13 protein-coding genes are annotated in these 18,152 nt (G+C 56.6%); 9 read left to right on the plus strand and 4 right to left on the minus strand.

Annotation, left to right across the window (positions count from 1 at the left end):
* Positions 1-3 precede the first annotated feature (3 nt).
* The 7 genes from ACN9MQ_RS06860 to ACN9MQ_RS06890 all read left to right on the plus strand — a co-directional run bounded on the left by ACN9MQ_RS06860 (position 4) and on the right by ACN9MQ_RS06890 (position 8,963).
* Positions 4-1,098, plus strand: coding sequence for an HlyD family secretion protein (locus ACN9MQ_RS06860; protein ID WP_020884906.1), 1,095 nt, complete (start codon positions 4-6; stop codon positions 1,096-1,098).
* Positions 1,095-2,666 carry a DHA2 family efflux MFS transporter permease subunit gene (locus ACN9MQ_RS06865; protein ID WP_014169264.1) on the plus strand — a complete coding sequence of 524 codons (1,572 nt, stop codon included), beginning with the start codon at positions 1,095-1,097 and terminating at the stop codon, positions 2,664-2,666. Before ACN9MQ_RS06860 ends, ACN9MQ_RS06865 begins: the two co-directional genes overlap by 4 nt.
* The gene (locus tag ACN9MQ_RS06870; protein ID WP_193163046.1) at positions 2,666-4,186 is read left to right on the plus strand and encodes an efflux transporter outer membrane subunit; all 1,521 of its coding nucleotides are present in this window, start codon (positions 2,666-2,668) and stop codon (positions 4,184-4,186) included. Before ACN9MQ_RS06865 ends, ACN9MQ_RS06870 begins: the two co-directional genes overlap by 1 nt.
* Before the next feature lie 106 nt (positions 4,187-4,292).
* Positions 4,293-5,333, plus strand: coding sequence for an aldo/keto reductase (locus ACN9MQ_RS06875; RefSeq protein ID WP_014169266.1), 1,041 nt, complete (start codon positions 4,293-4,295; stop codon positions 5,331-5,333).
* Positions 5,334-5,480: 147 nt separating this feature from the next.
* The gene (locus tag ACN9MQ_RS06880; protein ID WP_032681380.1) at positions 5,481-6,857 is read left to right on the plus strand and encodes a glycoside hydrolase family 1 protein; all 1,377 of its coding nucleotides are present in this window, start codon (positions 5,481-5,483) and stop codon (positions 6,855-6,857) included.
* A gap of 51 nt (positions 6,858-6,908) precedes the next feature.
* Positions 6,909-8,231 (plus strand): PTS sugar transporter subunit IIC, encoded by a 1,323-nt coding sequence (locus ACN9MQ_RS06885; protein ID WP_047955258.1) that lies wholly within the window; start codon positions 6,909-6,911, stop codon positions 8,229-8,231.
* Positions 8,232-8,246: 15 nt separating this feature from the next.
* Positions 8,247-8,963, plus strand: coding sequence for a GntR family transcriptional regulator (locus ACN9MQ_RS06890; RefSeq protein ID WP_032677739.1), 717 nt, complete (start codon positions 8,247-8,249; stop codon positions 8,961-8,963).
* 70 nt (positions 8,964-9,033) lie between these two features.
* On the opposite strand, the gene ldtB is transcribed toward ACN9MQ_RS06890, so the two are convergent.
* The gene (ldtB, locus tag ACN9MQ_RS06895; protein ID WP_025204618.1) at positions 9,034-9,954 is read right to left on the minus strand and encodes a L,D-transpeptidase; all 921 of its coding nucleotides are present in this window, start codon (positions 9,952-9,954) and stop codon (positions 9,034-9,036) included.
* A 221-nt stretch (positions 9,955-10,175) separates the two neighbouring features.
* Here ldtB and ACN9MQ_RS06900 point away from each other — a divergent pair, with 221 nt between their 5' ends.
* Entirely contained in the window at positions 10,176-11,771 is a 1,596-nt protein-coding gene (locus ACN9MQ_RS06900) for an ABC-F family ATPase (protein ID WP_014169271.1), read from the plus strand.
* A gap of 76 nt (positions 11,772-11,847) precedes the next feature.
* On the opposite strand, the gene ACN9MQ_RS06905 is transcribed toward ACN9MQ_RS06900, so the two are convergent.
* On the minus strand, positions 11,848-14,211 hold the full coding sequence (locus ACN9MQ_RS06905) for a TIM-barrel domain-containing protein (RefSeq protein WP_426021299.1): 2,364 nt from the start codon (positions 14,209-14,211) through the stop codon (positions 11,848-11,850).
* A 17-nt stretch (positions 14,212-14,228) separates the two neighbouring features.
* Complete coding sequence (locus ACN9MQ_RS06910; RefSeq protein WP_020884899.1) at positions 14,229-15,530, minus strand: MFS transporter; 1,302 nt, start codon at positions 15,528-15,530, stop codon at positions 14,229-14,231.
* Between the two features lie 287 nt (positions 15,531-15,817).
* Between ACN9MQ_RS06910 and ACN9MQ_RS06915 the strand changes: the two genes are divergently transcribed.
* A complete protein-coding gene (locus tag ACN9MQ_RS06915; RefSeq protein ID WP_025204616.1) occupies positions 15,818-16,891 on the plus strand; it encodes a LacI family DNA-binding transcriptional regulator in 1,074 nt (357 codons plus the stop codon).
* On the opposite strand, the gene ACN9MQ_RS06920 is transcribed toward ACN9MQ_RS06915, so the two are convergent.
* Positions 16,888-18,144 carry a DUF1479 domain-containing protein gene (locus ACN9MQ_RS06920; RefSeq protein ID WP_134178961.1) on the minus strand — a complete coding sequence of 419 codons (1,257 nt, stop codon included), beginning with the start codon at positions 18,142-18,144 and terminating at the stop codon, positions 16,888-16,890. The two genes, ACN9MQ_RS06915 and ACN9MQ_RS06920, sit on opposite strands and share 4 nt — an antisense overlap.
* Between the last annotated feature and the right edge of the window lie 8 nt (positions 18,145-18,152).

Consider the following 18,152-nt stretch of genomic DNA (forward strand, 5'->3'; position numbering starts at 1 on the left):
CCTATGGCTGAAGATCAAAACCTGCCTGCTGACGAGCAGGAAAACAACACTAAACAGCGTAAGCGCCCGGGCAAAAAACCGTTAATCATCCTTGGCATTGTCGTGGTGGTGATGGTTATCGTGGCGCTGGTCTGGTGGTTTTTAACCCGTAACGAAGAGACCACTGACGACGCCTTTACCGACGGTGATGTGGTGACGATTGCCCCGAAAACGGCAGGCTATGTCACCGAGCTGCGTGTGCGCGATAACCAGCGGGTGAAAAAGGGTGACCTGCTGGTGGTTATCGATCCGCGTGATACCACTGCCCAGCGCGATCAGGCGCAGGCCCAGCTTGGGCTGGCGATAGCCCAGCTGCATCAGGCTCAGGCGCAGCTGGCGCTGTCAAAAGTCCAGTATCCCGCTCAGCGTGATGAAGCCAAAGCGCAGGTGATTAAAGCGCAGGCCGATCTGGCCAATGCGCAGGCGGAGTATCGCCGCCAGCGAGGCGTTGATCCGCGAGCGACCACCCAGCAAAGTATTGATACCGCCAATGCCCAGCTGCGCAGTGCCCAGGCGGGCCTGGCAAGTGCGCAGGCGCAGCTTGAAGTGGCGGAGCAGGTACAGCTGCAGATCCGCCAGCAGGAAACCAATGTGGAAGCGCGTCAGCGCCAGGTCGATCAGGCCAAAGCGCAGCTGGAAACCGCGACGCTGAACCTCTCTTACACCGAAGTCCGCGCCCCGTTTGACGGTTTTGTCACTAAACGCAACGTCCAGCCCGGCACCCTGGTGCAGGCGGGTACCGCGCTGTTTTCACTGGTCTCGCCGAATGTGTGGGTGGTGGCGAACTTTAAAGAGTCGCAGCTCGAACGCATGAAGCCGGGCGATAAGGTCGAGGTGTCCGTAGATGCCTGGCCGGATATGGCGCTCGAAGGCCATGTTGACAGTATTCAACAGGGCAGCGGCTCGCGTTTCTCCGCCTTCCCGTCGGAAAACGCTACCGGTAACTTTGTCAAAATCGTTCAGCGCGTGCCGGTGAAGATCGTGATTGATAAAGGGCTGGATCCCAACAAACCGCTGCCGCTTGGGCTGTCGGTGGCACCGAAGGTGACAGTGGAATGACGGATCACAGCCACGACAACTGGCGACCCGCCAGTAATCCGTGGGCGGTGGCGATTGTGGTCACGCTGGCGGTGTTTATGGAGATCCTCGACACCACTATCGTTAACGTGGCGCTCCCGCATGTGGCCGGGTCGCTCTCGTCCAGCTACGACGAATCCACCTGGGTATTGACCAGCTACCTGGTGGCAAACGGCATAGTGCTGCCGATATCGGCTTTCCTGAGCCGGGTTTTTGGCCGCAAACAGTTCTTCCTCATCTGCATCGTGATGTTCACCGTCTGTTCGTTCCTGTGCGGGATCGCCACCGAGCTGTGGCAAATCATTCTTTTTCGCGTAATGCAGGGCTTTTTCGGCGGCGGGCTGCAGCCCACGCAGCAGTCGGTGCTGCTCGACTACTTTAAACCCGAGGACCGGGGTAAAGCGTTTGGCCTGTCGTCAATCGCCATCATCGTTGCGCCGGTACTTGGCCCGACGCTGGGCGGCTGGATCACCGATAACTACTCCTGGCGCTGGGTTTTCTTCATCAACATTCCGGTGGGGATTGTAACGGTGCTGGCGATCTACCAGCTGCTGGAAGACCCGCCATGGGAAAGCAAATCGAAAGAGAAGCTGTCTATCGACTGGACGGGGATTGGCCTGATCGCGCTGGGGCTGGGCTGCCTGCAGGTGATGCTCGACCGGGGAGAAGATGAGGACTGGTTTTATTCGAACTTTATTCGCACCTTCGCCGTGCTGACGCTCATCGGCATTATTGGAGCGATTTACTGGCTGGTGTATGCCAAAAAACCGGTGGTAGATCTGCACTGCATGAAAGATCGCAACTTCGCCATCTCCAGCCTGTTGATGGCGGGCATGGCGATGATTCTGTACGGCAGTTCGGTGGTGATTCCGCAGCTTGCACAGCAGGATCTGGGCTACACCGCCACCTGGTCCGGGCTGGTCCTTTCGCCGGGCGCCGTGTTAATCGTATTGACTATCCCGCTGGTGCTGAAGCTGATGCCGGTGGTGCAGACGCGCTGGATTATCGCTTTTGGTTTTACCTGCCTGGCGGTGTCGTTCTTCTGGTCACGTACGCTGACCCCGGATATCGATTTCGAAACGCTGGTGCTGTTCCGCAGCGCCCAGTCGATAGGGCTTGGGTTCCTGTTTGTGCCTCTCACCACCATTGCTTTTATTTCGATACCGAGGCGGCTGAACGCCGATGCGGCGGCGCTGTTTACCATGTTCCGCAACGTGGCGGGCTCAATTGGCATCTCGCTTTCTACGGCGGCCATTACCGAACGTTCCCAGGCGCACAGCGCGCATCTGGCCTATCACGCGTCACCGTTTAATGAACAGTTCCAGCTGGCGATACGCGAAAGTGCGCAGGCAATCCAGAACTTCACCACTCAGGTCGGGGACCCTACCGGTATCGCCACCGGGCGCATGTACCAGACCATGATCGAGCAGTCGCGCTTCCTGGCGTATATCGACGTGTTCACCATTCTGAGCGTGGTAGCCATGTTACTGATTCCATTTTGTTTGTTGCTCTCGCCGGTTAAGAGCGAGGGGAGTGCAGGAGCACATTGATGATACACAGACGTTTAACCCCCCTGATGATCATGCTGCTGGCAGGCTGTGCCGTGGGGCCGGATTACCAGCCGCCGGCGTCGCAGACCCCGACACACTGGAACGACCCGGGTGACAGCGGCGTGAAGTCAAAAACGGCCTCGACGGCAACCAACCCACGCTGGTGGAAAACCTTCGGTTCACCGCAGCTGGACAGCCTGATAGAGCGCGCGATCGCGGGAAATTTATCCCTGCAGCAGACGGTGTTGCGTATTGCCGGGGCGCGCGAACAGATTAACCAGGCGGGTGGGGCGTTTTACCCTTCCGTAAACGGTAATCTGCAGGCCACGCGCCAGCAGCTTGGGCTGGAGGGAGAGCTGAAATCCCACGGCGTGTACGACCAGCTTGATAACGTGGATCCTGAACTCAGGGGCGCGCTAGGACCGCTGACGCAGCCGATCAATCTTTACCAGGGGAGCTTCGATGCGCAGTGGGAAATCGACCTGTGGGGCAAGGTGCGCCGACAGGTAGAGGCTGCCGAAGCGCAGCAGAAAGCGGCGATAGAGCAGCGTAACGACGCGCTGGTGTCGCTGGAGGCGGAAGTGGCGCGCGCATGGCTGCAGCTGCGGGGGGCGCAGAGCATCATTGCCACGCTGAACACCCAGATTAAGAGCGCGCAACAAACCCTGGAACTCACCGAAAGCCGCCAGCGGGGCGGGCTGTCACCGCAGATGGACGTTGAAAACGCGCGTGCCCAGTTGGGGAACCTCGAAGCGCAGCGTCCTCAGTATCAGGCCCAAGCACGGCAGGCAATGAATGGCCTCGCGATTTTACTCGGCAAGCCGCCGGGGGCGCTGGATGCGGAGCTGCAGTCGGCGCAGCCGATGCCCGCCCTGCCGGATATCGTACAAACGGGTATCCCCTCTACGCTGGCCCGTCGTCGTCCTGACGTACGCGAGGCGGAAGCCAACCTCCACGCCGCCACGGCGCAGATTGGCGTTTCCGTGGCGCAGCTGTTCCCGAGCTTTACCCTCTCCGGGCAGTTCGGCCTGCGAAACAGCGAAACCAACTGGCTGACGGACTGGAGCAGCCACTTCTACAGCTTCGGCCCGCAGGTCTCGATACCGATTTTCCAAGGCGGAAGACTGGTCTCGAGCGTGAAGGTGGCGCGTGCGCAGCAGGGCGCGGCAGTGCTCGACTACCGCCAGACGGTGCTCACCGCGCTCGGGGACGTGGAGAATGCGCTGGTGAGTTACCGCACCGATCAGCAGCGTGAAGCCGGCCTTGCCAAAACCATCGATGCGTTGCAAAACGCGTTTGATTTGGCAAGCGACAGCTACCGGCAGGGGATCGCCAGCTTTATTGACGTGCTGGATGCCCAGCGGCAGCTGGCGCAGGCGCAGCAGCAACGCGCGCAGGCGCAGGTGCAGAGCGCTCTCGATCTGGTGGCGCTCTACAAAGCGCTGGGCGGCGGCTGGGAGCCGTATCAGCAGGTGCAATTACCGGATTACAAGGTCTTTGGTGAGGCTCCGCGCGGATAAGATTCAGAGGATTGGGCAAGAAACGGACAGGAACACCACATTCGCGATGGCTATGGGGCGGGTATAACTATCGGGTACCCATCGAACGACATGCGAGGATTATCTTATGCGTTATCAAAAACTGGGCAATACCGGTCTGTTTGTGTCTGAACTGTGCCTTGGCACCATGACCTTCGGCGGAGAAGGCGGCATGTGGGGCAAGATTGGTCAGCTGCAGCAAAGTGAAGCCGAGCAGCTGGTGGGCCGTGCACTGGATGCCGGAATTAATTTCATCGATACCGCGGATGTGTATTCGGAAGGGCGCTCGGAGGAGATCACCGGCCAGGCGCTGAAGAACCTGAAAATTCCGCGCGAAAATGTGGTGGTTGCCACCAAAGTGTTTGGCGAAACGGGCACGGCCGGGGTGAACTCCCGCGGCAGTTCGCGCTATCACATCATCAGTAGCGTCAAAGAGAGCCTGCGCCGTCTGCAGCTCGATCATATCGATCTGTATCAGCTCCACGGTTTTGACCCGGCAACCCCTGTCGAAGAGATGCTCTACGCGCTGGATAACCTGGTACAGCATGGGCACGTGCGTTATATCGGCGTCTCTAACTGGGCGGCGTGGCAGATTGCCAAAGCGCTGGGCATTTCCGAACGCCTTGGACTGGCGCGTTTTGCTTCACTGCAGGCGTATTACACCATCGCCGGGCGCGATCTTGAGCGTGAACTGATACCGATGATGCAGAGTGAAGGCGTCGGGTTGATGGTCTGGAGCCCACTGGCAGGCGGTCTGCTTAGCGGAAAATATGGCCGTGACGGGCAGAGTGAATCCGGCGGTCGCCGCCTGGAATTTGACTTCCCGCCGGTGAATAAAGAGCGTGCTTTCGATTGCGTGGATGTGATGCGCACCCTGGCCGAGCGCAAGGGTGTCTCTGTGGCGCAAATTGCGCTGGCGTGGTTGCTGCATCAGAAGGCCGTAACCAGCGTCATTATTGGTGCCAAACGTGTCGACCAGCTGGACGACAACATTGCCGCCACCGGGATCCGTTTAAGCGAAGACGAGCTTAAACAGCTTGATGCCGTCAGCGCGCTGCCGCGCGAATACCCGGGCTGGATGCTGGAGCGGCAGGGTGAATATCGCCGTCATCAGCTCGCACAACAATAACCGTCCTTCCCCCCGGTCTCGCTTCGCTGACCGGGTTTTTTTCCCGCCTTGCTCACAAAAAACGATCCTCCTCTTTGATTGATTTTTCGTCTTCGCCTATATGACTAGTCATGAGATATTAAATGACTAGTCATATAGGGAGCGATCATGAATCAATTTCTGCCAGCCAATTTTTTATGGGGCAATTCCGTATCCAGTATGCAGACGGAAGGGGCCTGGAATGAGGGAGGAAAGGGAATGTCGGTATATGACATTCGCGAAGCCGGGGAGAACGTTTCTGACTGGAAAGTCGCGACCGATTCCTACCACCGCTATCGGGAAGATTTCGACCTGATGCAGGATCTGGGCATGAACTGCTACCGCTTTCAGATCGCCTGGAGCCGCGTATGTCCACAGGGCGACGGTGACTTCAACGACGAAGGCATCGCCTTTTATGACCGCTTTATTAACGATTTAATTGCCCGCGGCATTGAGCCGATGATCTGCCTCTACCACTTCGATATGCCGCTGGCGCTGGCGCAGGAGTACAACGGCTTTAACGATCGCCGTGTGATGGACGCGTTTATCCGCTACGGCAAAAAGATGATCGACTGTTACGGCGACCGGGTGAAGTACTGGCTGACGTTTAACGAGCAGAACATCTTCCACATGCCGGAAGCCTTCCGGATCTCGGGCTATATGAAAGGCGAGAAAACCCTGCGCGAGCTGTATGAACTGCAGCACCACACCATGGTCGCGCATATGACCCTGACCGAATACCTGCACCAGACCCGTCCGGGGCAGCTGATGGGCGGCATGCTGGCGCACCAGCTGGTCTATCCGGCGACCTGTAAACCGCGTGATATCTTCTGCGCCCAGCAGTATGACGAATTCCTCAACCAGAACCTGCTGCGCGTCTTTGCCGGCCAGGGTTACAGCCCGGCGGTGATGGCGGTCGTGGAACAGCAAGGTTTTGCGGATATCTACCGCGCTGAGGATCTTGCGCTGCTGGCGCGTACCAAAAACGACTATATGGCTTTCAGCTACTACGCCAGTAAAACCCTCGACAGTGATGCGATCCCCGAAGGAACGCCGGTCAACGATTACCTTCTGCACGGTGATAAAAATAACCCGTACCTGAAAGCGACCGAATGGAACTGGCAGATTGATCCGCTGGGCTTTCGCACCATCATCACCCGCTATTACAACGACTGGCGTATGCCGGTATTCCCGATTGAAAACGGTATTGGGGTGATCGAGTCCTGGGACGGTGTGAATCCGATTGAAGATACCTACCGTATTGACTACCACCGGGCGCATATCGAGGCGATGAAACAAGCCATGTTTGAGGATGGCGCAGAGGTGATCGGTTACCTCGGCTGGGGCTTAATCGACATTCTGAGTTCACAGGGAGACATGCGTAAGCGTTACGGTGTGGTCTATGTGAACCGTGAAAATCACGACCTGAAAGACTTAAAGCGCGTACCGAAGAAGAGCTACGCATGGTTGAAACAGGTTATCCATACCAACGGACGCGAGATGTAAGCCGTACGCTGCCGGGCCGTTTTTGTGACTGATTGAAGGGAAATATCCGCTATGTCTGATACAAAAATAACACCGCATATGCAGTCTTTTGTCGACAGATTTGTTGAGTTCTCGGCGCGCCTGGCAAACCAGGTGCACCTGCGTTCCCTGCGCGATGCCTTCGCCACGGTCATGCCCATTTTCATCCTTGCCGGTCTGGCGGTGCTGGTGAATAACGTGGTATTCCCATGGATTTTTGAAGGCGACACGCTGGCGCATTTTAAGGTGTGGGGCGAGGCGATTATTAACGGTACGCTGAATATCGCCGCGCTGTTGCTGGCGCCGATGATTGCCTGGTCGCTGGCACGCAACAAAGACTTCGACAACCCGGTCTCGGCAGTGGTTATCGCCATCAGCAGTTTTATCATTATGATGCCGATGCGCTTACAGCTTACGCCCGTCGGCAGCGACGCCACGGTGAACGTCACGCAGGTGCTGACGTTCTCCAATATTGGCTCAACCGGCATTTTTGCCGGGGTGCTGATTGGTCTGCTCTCAACGGAACTGTTTATCGCCATTTCTCGTCTGAAAGCGCTGCACATTTCTTTAGGTGAAAATGTACCGCCGGCGGTCAGCAAATCGTTTACCGCGCTGATCCCGACGATCCTGACGCTTTCCCTGTTTGCCATACTGGCCGCGCTTCTGGCGAACGTGTTGCACACGGATCTCATCCATCTGATCACCACTTTTATTCAGCAGCCGCTGCGCCTGATCAATACCAGCCTGCCGGGCACGATTTTTATCTATAGCTTTGGTAACTTCCTGTTCACGCTTGGGATCCATCAGTCAGTGGTTAACAGCGTGGTGCTGGAGCCGTTTCTGCTGATCAACACCAACGAGAATATGCTGGCCTTTGCCAACGGTCAGCCTGTCCCACATATCATCAACAATATCTTTGTACCGACCTTTGGTATGGTGGGGGGGACCGGCAGCACGATTTCCCTGTTGATTGCCATTTTCATCTTCTCACGGCAAAAATCGGCGAAACAGGTGGCCCGTTTGTCGCTGGCGCCGGGCCTGTTTAACATCAACGAGCCGGTCATTTTTGGCCTGCCGATTGTGTTCAACCTGCCGCTGATGATCCCCTTTGTGCTGCTACCTGCCATAGGTATCTGGTTTGCGTGGTTCTGTACTACCCTGGGGTTAATGTCGCGCTGTGTGGTTATGATCCCGTGGACAACTCCGCCCATTCTGAGCGCCTGGCTGGCAACGGCAGGGGACTGGCGCGCCGTGGTCGTGCAGTTGGCAATCATTGTATTTGGTGTATTCTTCTACCTGCCTTTCCTCAAAATTGCCGAGAGAGTGGCATTAAAAAACAGCGGGACAGAAAACTAACAGAAAGGAAGGACGATGGCGGCGAAGTACATCACCATAGCGCGGGAAATTAAGAAACGCATTATTAGCTCGCAATACGCCGCCAACGAACCGCTCCCGGACCAGTTTGCCCTGGCGGCGGAGTTCAGCACCAGCCGGATGACCATACAGCAGGCCATACGCCAGTTAATTGTGGAAGGGCTGATCTATACCCGTCAGGGGCAGGGGACGTTTATCCGCAAAAATTTCCTGCAACTCTCGCAGTGGGATCTTTCCGGCAGCGACTACTTCGGCGCAACAAAAACCTGGGAGCATCTGGGCACCGTTTCCAGCGTCGTGGTCCATTTCGAGCTGCGCTTTCCGAACGAGAAGGAGCAGGCCTCGCTGATGATTAACGCCGATGCGCCTGTCTATGACTTTGTTCGTTTGCGTCTGCTCAACGGTGAGCCGATGTCGCTGGACTCCACCGTAATGCCGCTTAATCTGGTGCCCGGTCTGAATAAAAGCCATCTTGAAGGCTCCGTGTTCCGCTACGTGCAGGAGACGCTGGGGCTGAAAATCATGGGGTCGTACCGGGTGGTGCGGGCGCTAAAACCGAACGCGCTGGATATGCAACACCTTATCTGCGAGCAGACCGATCCGGTGCTGGAGGTGGAGCAGGTTATCTATCTGGAGGATGGCACACCGCTTGAGTATGCCCACTGTCACTACCGTTACGACCACGGCGGGATAGTTATCGTCAATAACGGATAAAAAAAAGCGGGCATCAGAGCCCGCTTTCTTATTCTCAGACCCGGTCAGCAAAGCGCCACCGGGCAGAGGGTCAGTTCAGACGCACTGGCATACCAGAACGGTTCTGAACGGCCTGGTCAACAATCGCTGTCTCTACATCCGGCTGAGAGGTCACGGACTGCACCGCGCTGTTCAGCGTAACCGGAACGATTTCGTTGTTGTTAATCTGGTCTTCGCTGGTGGACAGCGGGTTGTGTACTTCAATGTAACGGCTGCCATCCGGCTCAGACGTCGCTTTAACCGGTTCGTTGATGAACTGGACGCGGGTACCGACCGGCACGTTTTCGAACAGGAATTTGATGTCTTCGTTACGCAGACGTACGCAGCCGTGGCTTACGCGCAGGCCGATACCGAAGTTGGCGTTGGTCCCGTGAATCGCGTACAGACGGCCAATGTACAGCGCGTACAGACCCATTGGGTTATCCGGGCCTGCCGGTACAACAGCTGGCAGGGGTTCACCCGCAGCGATGTACTCCGCGTGCATTTTGGCGGTTGGCGTCCAGGTTGGGCCTGCTTTCTTACGCTCAACTTTGGTCGTCCAGTTCATTGGGGTGTCTTTACCCAGCTGGCCGATACCGATTGGCAGCACGATAACCGTGTTGGTGCCTTTCGGGTAGTAATACAGACGCATTTCCGCGCTGTTGATGACGATACCTTCATGGACGGTATCCGGCAGGATGAGCTGCTGAGGAATGTTCAGCACGGTACCGGCTTTAGGCAGATACGGGTCAACACCCGGATTCGCTTCCAGCATGTTAGACAGGCCCAACTGGTACTGCGCCGCGAAATATTCCAGTGGCTGAGCGTTACCTTCAGGCACCGTGACCACCTGGTTTTGACCAACCAGACGGCTACCGTCTGTCGGCAGCGGATAAGTCACCGCAGAAGCGGTTTTGCAAAAACCTACTACGGCTAACGCCGCCGCAAAAAGCGTTGTTAATTTCATGTTCATGTTGTGCGAGGTATCTAAGCCATTCCGGCGATGAGTTGATAAGTCTGAATCTTGATGGGAGCGCATTATATGTGCATTCCCGCTAACAGGGAATTCAGATGTGTACGAAATCACATTTTTTTCGATTTTGTTAAAGTTTAGCGGATTGCCGCAACGCGGGATCTCAATTCGGAATTGTGGCATAATGCCGTGTTTATCACACTTTTCGCAGGAATCTCCCCGTGTTAGTTACCAGCAACGTCACTATGCAGTTTGGCAGTAAGCCGCTGTTCGAAAACATTTCCGTCAAATTTGGCGGCGGCAACCGTTACGGCCTGATTGGCGCCAACGGTAGCGGTAAATCTACTTTTATGAAAATCCTCGGCGGTGATTTAGAGCCGACGCTGGGCAACGTTTCGCTCGATCCAAACGAGCGCATCGGTAAGCTGCGTCAGGATCAGTTCGCCTTTGAAGAGTTCACCGTCCTTGACACCGTTATCATGGGACACGCGGAGCTGTGGGAAGTGAAGCAGGAGCGCGATCGCATCTACGCGCTGGCGGAGATGAGCGAAGAAGATGGCTACAAAGTGGCCGATCTCGAAGTGCTGTACGGCGAAATGGATGGCTACTCTGCGGAAGCGCGTGCGGGCGAGCTGCTGCTGGGTGTGGGTATTCCGGTAGAACAACATTACGGCCCGATGAGCGAAGTCGCGCCAGGCTGGAAACTGCGTGTTCTGCTGGCGCAGGCGCTGTTCTCTAATCCGGATATCCTGCTGCTCGACGAACCAACGAACAACCTGGACATCGACACCATCCGCTGGCTGGAGCAGACGCTGAACGATCGCGACAGCACCATGATCATCATCTCGCACGACCGTCACTTCCTGAACATGGTGTGTACACACATGGCGGACCTGGACTACGGCGAGCTGCGCGTTTATCCGGGCAACTACGACGAGTACATGACGGCAGCCACGCAGGCGCGTGAACGTCTGCTGGCGGATAACGCCAAGAAGAAAGCCCAGATTGCTGATCTGCAGTCTTTCGTCAGCCGCTTCAGCGCGAACGCCTCTAAATCTCGCCAGGCGACCTCTCGTGCGCGCCAGATTGACAAGATCAAGCTTGATGAAGTGAAAGCGTCCAGCCGTCAGAACCCATTCATCCGCTTCGAGCAGGACAAGAAACTGTTCCGTAATGCGCTGGAAGTGGAAGCCCTGGCTAAAGGTTTTGAAAACGGTCCGCTGTTTAAAAACTTTAACCTGCTGTTGGAAGTGGGCGAGAAGATTGCCATTCTGGGTGCCAACGGCGTGGGTAAATCCACTCTGCTGAAAACCCTGGTCGGCGAACTGCAGCCGGATAACGGTACCGTGAAGTGGTCTGAAAACGCGCAGATTGGTTACTACGCACAGGACCATGAATACGAGTTCGAAAACGACCTGACCGTCTTCGACTGGATGAGCCAGTGGAAGCAGGAAGGCGATGACGAGCAGGCGGTGCGCAGCATTCTGGGTCGTCTGCTGTTCAGTCAGGACGACATCAAGAAGCCTGCTAAAGTGCTGTCCGGTGGTGAAAAAGGGCGCATGCTGTTCGGCAAGCTGATGATGGAAAAACCCAATATCCTGGTGATGGATGAACCGACTAACCACCTGGATATGGAATCTATCGAATCGCTGAACATGGCGCTGGAGATGTATCAGGGGACCCTGATCTTCGTCTCTCACGACCGTGAATTCGTCAGCTCGCTGGCGACCCGCGTGATCGAAATTACGCCTGAGCGCGTGGTGGACTTTACCGGTAACTACGAAGATTACCTGCGCAGTAAAGGTATCGAGAGTTAAAAAAAGCCCGGTAGCGCTACGCCTACCGGGCCTGTGTTTGATGCCCTCTCCCTGTGGGAGCGGGCATCAGGCCGTACTAGACCACCCATTCACTCCCTTCAATACCATTCACCAGCAGCGTGCGTTTTTCCCCGGCCGGTAACGATATCTTCAGCGCTTTCCACGCCGGACGATAATCTCCCCGCGCACTGACCTTCAGGTTGATGGTGGCACCGTCGCATGCCATGTCCCATTCCACCCACAGCGCATTGCCGTTCTGATAGCCCCAGCTTTCACCATCGTCTTCAAACAGCAGGCCCGCGGTTGAACCGACGCCTTTCACCGGGAACAGTTTCAGCTCACGGGTAGTGTCTTTTTCCGCGCTGACATGCGTTATGCGTTCGCTGAGCGGCAGACCCGCACCGGCACGTACCAGCAGCGGCAATTTCTCCAGCGGCGCATCACGTACGATCCACTGCCCGCCAGCGAACCACTCGTGGGTGTAAAAATCGTACCAGCCCGTTTCGTTATCCGGCAGCCAGACGCGTCGCTCGCGCTGCCCGGCCTCCACCACGCTGGCCACCAGCAGGTCGCGACCCAGCAGGAAATCATCGTTCTCCTCAAACGTCTGCGCATCGTGTTCGTGGTCGAGGAAGGTCGGGCGTAGCATCGGTTCGTCGTCGGCATGCGCCTGCCAGAGCAGGGTATAAAGGTACGGCAGCAGACGATAGCGTAATTCAATGGCACCACGAATAGCCGGCGTCACGCCCGGATACATCCACGGCTCGTTAACGGTGTGGTCATCATTCCATGAGTGAATAGTAAAGCGCGGATGCATCACGCCGTTTTGCACCCAGCGTACGAACAGTTCAGCGTCGGGTTTGTCGCCGGAAAAACCACCGACATCATGCCCCACATTAAACAGCCCGGACAGGCTCATTCCCAGACCCATGCGGGTGTTATAGCGCAGGGTGTCCCAGCTGGTACGGTTATCGCCGCTCCAGGTCTGGACGTAACGTTGCATGCCCGCGCAGCCGGAGCGGGAAATGAGATACGGACGTTTTTCCGGGGCAAAACGCTGCTGCGCTTCCAGCGAGGCACGCATCATCAGCAGCGGCATCACCGGGCGAATGTGCTTGATCGCGATTTCCTTGCCAAAGCCGTGGCAGCGGGCTTCGCCATCCCACACTTCATATTCGTTGTTGTCGTTCCAGGTGGAGTCAATCCCCATCTCAAGCAGCTGCGTGGTTACCCCTTCCTGCCACCATTTCACCGTCTGTGGGTTGGTAAAATCGAGGTGAGAACCTTCGTCATCCCAGAAGCTGGAGCGTTCTGGCGCGTCGGTTTCCGAATCGCGGATGAACAACCCGTTTTCCGCAACTTCGTTATAGCGCGGGTGATCCTGCAGCAGGCATGGCTTGATGTTGGCCGCCAGCTTTAACCCCGCGTCGTGGAAAGCCTGGGTCATCACCTTCGGTTGCGGCACCTTGTCGTGGTTCCAGTTAAAGACGTAGCGCTTGCCGTTGATCGAGGTATAGCCCGAAGAGAGCTGGAACGAGTCGCAGGGAATAGCATGTTCTTCGCACAGACGAATAAAGTTCATCAGCTGGTTCTGCGCATCCGGCGCGTCGGTGTAATGCATGGTCGAACCGCTGTAACCCAGGCTCCATTTCGGCCCGAAGAGCGTTTTCCCGGTCAGACGCACGAAAGCTTTGGTCACGTCCAGCGCCCGTTTGCCCGTGAACAGGTAGTAATCGATGTCGCCCGCTTCCGCCTGCCAGCGACGATAGGCGGTGTGATAGTTGTCAATCTCGTTGCCCAGATCCAGCCAGCAGCTGCTCAGGTTGTCGTAGAAGAGACCGTAACTCACGTCATCGCGACGGGTGAGGGTGAACGGAATATGTTTGTACAGAGGATCGGTGCTGGCCGCGTTGTAGCCCATTGCATCAAGGTTGCGCATCTCGTAGCGTTTACCGTTACGCTGCAGATCGCCGGCTTTCTCACCCAGACCGTAGAAGCGTTCATCCTTGCGGCGGCTCAGGTAGTGCGCCGCACCGTCGCCATGGGCATTCAGCAGATAGGCACTGGTTGGACGGTCGTTGACCAGCGGCTGCCACTCACCCGCCTCATTGCGGTAGTGCCACTCCAGCCACAGCGGCTGATGCACGGTCACACGCAGCTGTTCGGTGGCAACCGTCAGCACGTTGTCCTGCTGCGTCAGCGTCCAGGCGGGGCAGGTGAAACCACTCAGGTCGTCGCGGCGGCGACCTTCCCACGGCACATCTTGCTGCGGGGCGATGCTCCAGGTGCGATCCAGCGTCAGCTCACCTTTGCGTTTAATCAGCACGCGGAACAGATTTTCTTCCAGCACATACAGGCACAGACGATGCTGGTTATCGACCAGCAGTTCCAGATGATTTGCCGACTGCTTATCAACGGTCCAGTTTTTCAGGGTTTTCATACGCAATACATCCACTATCAGGCGCGCTTGGCGCGACGTTCAGCAATAAATGCCACCAGGAAAACAGCGCCAATCAGGTCAAAGAACCCCATGGCAATAAAGAGCGGGTTAAAGCCGATTTTGTCGGCGGTCACCCCAATTAACAGGGAGAACAGGAAGCTGGCGATCCAGGCCGCCGAGCCGCGCATGCCGTTAACGGTCGCCATCTGACCTTTATCAAATGACTCCACGACCAGGGCGCTGAGCATGCAGGAGATGATCTGATGCCCGAAACCGCCGATGGAAATCAGCACGATGGTGATATACGGGTCGCGGGTAATGGCCACGACGGCCAGGGAGATCATCAGGAATGCGCCGGTGACGGAGCTGGCCACCACCGAGTTCACACGGCTGCAGCCGAACAGTCGGGCATACAGACGGGTGAGGTAGCCGCTTGCCACGCTGCCGAGGTCCGCGGCAAGGAACGGCAGCCAGGCAAACATCGCAATCTGCTTCAAATCCATGCCGTGCTCTTTGGCGAGATACAGCGGAACCCAGAAGCTCAGCACGGCCCAGGCCGGTTCGGCCATAAACGCCGGAAGGGCGATACCGTAGAAGCGCTTATTTTTGGAGACATTTTTCAGCGCGGTGAGGAAGGGCAGTTTTACCGCAGGCGGTTCGTTATCCTGCTTGATAAATGCCAGTTCGTCCTTGCTCAGGTTCGGATGCTGTTCCGGGTTGTGGTAAAAAGCCCACCAGAGGATCACCCACAGCAGCGCCAGCACGCCGGTAAACATAAACGCGCCCTGCCAGCCAAACGAGGCGTGCGCGAAATAGATGATGGGCGGTGCCAGCATCGCGCCAATGGAGAACCCTACGCCCGCCCAACCGGCCGCGACAGGACGTTCCGATTTCGGAAACCATTCGCCAATGGTTTTCGCATTCGCCGGCGTGGCGGCCGCTTCAGAAGCACCCATAAAGAAGCGCAAGATAGCCAGGTGCAGCCAGCTGCCCGCCCCGGCGTGGAAAATACACATCAGCGCCCAGATCCCGGCGCAAACCATAAAGCCAATCTTCAGACCAATCACGTCGATCAACCAGCCGCACAGAGGCTGGAAAATGGTGTAGGCAATCTGAAATGCCCCGACGATCCAGGAGTATTGCTCGGTGGTGATCCCAAGGCTCTCTTTCAACTCAGGGGCGAGAATACCCAGCGAGTTTCGGGTGATGTAGTTAACGGTGACGCCCAGTAAGAACAGCACCAGCACATACCAGCGCAGGTTCTTAATGACGCGACGGGTTTTGCTTGTCGCAACGGTGTTATTGATGTCCTGACTCATTTTACTCTCCACAAGACGGACGGTAAGGGGACGGAGGTTCAGGTGTCACACAGATTTTTATGGCTTTGATTTATATACGTTTTAATTTAGAAGTTGCTATACAACTAGTATGGAAGTGGTGTGACAAATTCACCTTAAGGGAGAAAATGAGCGGGCAATAGTGGATTTTGTGCAAAATTTCTCATCAATGACATAAATCATCTGGCATGATGCTTTTTATACCCGTTACTGCCTGATGAGTACGCTATGAAAATTTTTTCATTTCGCAAATGGAGCCAGATCACAAAATGGACAAAAGGCTAAAAATCACCGAAATTGCCGCCCGCACGCAGCTCTCCATCAGCACCGTGTCGCGGGTGCTGGCAGGAAAAGCGAACACCAGTGAAAAAGCGCGCGCCAGGGTGCTGGCCTGCGCGCGGGAGCTGGGGGTGATGGACGGTCTGGCGGCGGGGCGTCTGCTGCTCAACAGCCTGGTGGTTTTTGCGCCACAGCGCGCCTTTGACGAGCGGTCCGACATCTTTTACTACCGGGTGATCCAGAGCGTGAGTAAAGGCCTTGCTTCCCACGATGTCCGTCTGCGTTATTGCGCGCTGGAAGAGAATGACAGCGACGCACAGCTTTTTCTGGCACGGATGAACGAGCCGGAGACACAGGCCGCTATTCTTCTCGGTATTGACGATCCGCATATCCACGATCTGGCGGTGGATGTGGGTAAACCCTGCATGCTGATTAACTGCCGTGACCGGCATATGCGCCTGCCTGCAGTGGCACCGGACCACCGCTCGATAGGTGAGCGGGCCGCGGACTATCTGTTTGAAATGGGACACCGTGAGGTGATGAATGTCCTCTGCCTGCGGCGTTACACCATGGAACTGCGTCTGGCCGGGATCCGCGATGCGTGGCAATCTCACAACCTGAAATTCAACGATAAACGCGATCTGCTGGTGGCTCCGAGCTTCAGCGCGCGTGAAACGGAAGAGCTGGTCACCTCCTGGCTCCGTCAAATGCAGGGTAAGGATCTGCCCACCGCATTTTTGGTCGGCGGCGATTTTATGGCGGCGGGCACCATCAGTGCGCTGCAAAAACAGGGCTTGCGCGTGCCGCAGGATATCTCGGTGATGAGCATTGACGGGTTTAATCTGGCGGCCATTCAGGATGTTCCGCTCACGGCGGTGCACGTACCGCGCGATGAACTGGGAACCGAAGCGGTGCATATGCTTCAGCAACGGCTGATGCGCCCGGATGCGCCGGTGGGAACATTATTGCTTAACGGTACGCTGGCCGTGCGGGGATCTGTCCGGCGGATACGTCAGGGGAAACGACGCACCGCCGTGGAGCGGGAAGGGTTATACGACAGTTAAGCCATGCCCAGTGCACGCTTGCCGTGAATATTCAGATCGTTCACGGTAAAGCGGTCCTGCCAGTTTTTTTCATAATCTTCGCGCGGGAAATCGCCCGGCGATGCACCGGTTTCCAGCGCTGTTTTCACTTTTTTCGCATAGGCGAGATTTTTCTCGCACATCGGGGCGGCAGGGATATACATCACGTTGCCCCAGCCTTGCTGATTTTCCACCGGTGCAACGGAGTGGATGACGTCACAGTGCCACCACACGGAATCGCCTGCTTCCAGTGCAGGAATGCTGCTTAGCGCCTCGATTAACAGCGGATGCCATTTCTCGGAGACCGGCAGGACACGTCCCGGCGCGACGCCGCAGAGTTCATCTTCCGGGACATCATCCAGCAGCGGACGCAGCAGAATGTAGGCCATCGCTTCCGGAATAGGCACCACATGCAGCAACCCCTGACCCGGGATCATATCTGACAGCGCCGTCCAGCCCTGGAAGGTGCGGAATACAGAACATTTTGTGGTGTTATCCACGGTGTACTCTTCCACTTCGGTACGGTGTGCGGCGTTCCACGGATCGTATTTATCCACGTTGCCGTCAAAAACGCGGGCAAAGACCTGCTGATAGGCCGGCAGCAGCCAGCGCTCCAGCGCGCCGGAATCGGTATGCGCGCCCAGCCCTTTAGAGGTGGTACCCGGTGGGCGACGACGAATACGGTCCGGATAAATGACGCTGACGTCCGGATCGAACCACTGTTTGCCATTACTCTCGAATGTCCATAAACGGTTCAGGAACGACTGTACCTGCGCCATCTCTTCACTCTGGCGGGCCTGCATTTGCGCCTGCGACCAGTAGATAGGGTAAATTTCCGGACGTGAGGCGGTTAAGGTACCAAAGAAGTTATCGCCCGGACCTTTATAGACCTCATCAAACCGGTTGAGATCGAGGTAGTCGAGCATCGATTGATCCCACGCCAGCGCCTGCTCGCGGGGGAAGTGACCTTTAATCACCGCGCAGCCACGGCGTTTGACCGCGTCACGCTGTGCCTGGGTGATCGTCCCGTTTTTCACATCCGCAAACGGGATAACCGGCCAGACGGTTTCACCTTTGTTCTTCAGGGCATTAATTTCCGCCACGCGGGTCGCGATTTTATCGCTGAGCGTGTCGAATACTGCCTGAACGTCTCCGATCTGCGCACGTAATTCACGCTTCAACTGACGAATCGCTGCTTTATGGTCCGCAGGCAAACTTTCACTGGTAAACGTCATAACTGCCT

The sequence above is a fragment of the Enterobacter sp. R-25 genome, assembly GCF_049913205.1.
In the GTDB taxonomy this organism is placed as follows: domain Bacteria; phylum Pseudomonadota; class Gammaproteobacteria; order Enterobacterales; family Enterobacteriaceae; genus Enterobacter; species Enterobacter ludwigii.

Coding starts and splice junctions, on each gene's coding strand:
- ACN9MQ_RS06920 (WP_134178961.1), bottom strand. CDS start 18,144: ATGACGTTTACCAGTGAAAGTTTGCCTGCGGACCATAAAGCAGCGATT.
- ACN9MQ_RS06890 (WP_032677739.1), top strand. CDS start 8,247: ATGGCGGCGAAGTACATCACCATAGCGCGGGAAATTAAGAAACGCATT.
- ACN9MQ_RS06860 (WP_020884906.1), top strand. CDS start 4: ATGGCTGAAGATCAAAACCTGCCTGCTGACGAGCAGGAAAACAACACT.
- ACN9MQ_RS06905 (WP_426021299.1), bottom strand. CDS start 14,211: ATGAAAACCCTGAAAAACTGGACCGTTGATAAGCAGTCGGCAAATCAT.
- ACN9MQ_RS06910 (WP_020884899.1), bottom strand. CDS start 15,530: ATGAGTCAGGACATCAATAACACCGTTGCGACAAGCAAAACCCGTCGC.
- ACN9MQ_RS06870 (WP_193163046.1), top strand. CDS start 2,666: ATGATACACAGACGTTTAACCCCCCTGATGATCATGCTGCTGGCAGGC.
- ACN9MQ_RS06915 (WP_025204616.1), top strand. CDS start 15,818: ATGGACAAAAGGCTAAAAATCACCGAAATTGCCGCCCGCACGCAGCTC.
- ACN9MQ_RS06875 (WP_014169266.1), top strand. CDS start 4,293: ATGCGTTATCAAAAACTGGGCAATACCGGTCTGTTTGTGTCTGAACTG.
- ACN9MQ_RS06865 (WP_014169264.1), top strand. CDS start 1,095: ATGACGGATCACAGCCACGACAACTGGCGACCCGCCAGTAATCCGTGG.
- ACN9MQ_RS06885 (WP_047955258.1), top strand. CDS start 6,909: ATGTCTGATACAAAAATAACACCGCATATGCAGTCTTTTGTCGACAGA.
- ldtB (WP_025204618.1), bottom strand. CDS start 9,954: ATGAACATGAAATTAACAACGCTTTTTGCGGCGGCGTTAGCCGTAGTA.
- ACN9MQ_RS06880 (WP_032681380.1), top strand. CDS start 5,481: ATGAATCAATTTCTGCCAGCCAATTTTTTATGGGGCAATTCCGTATCC.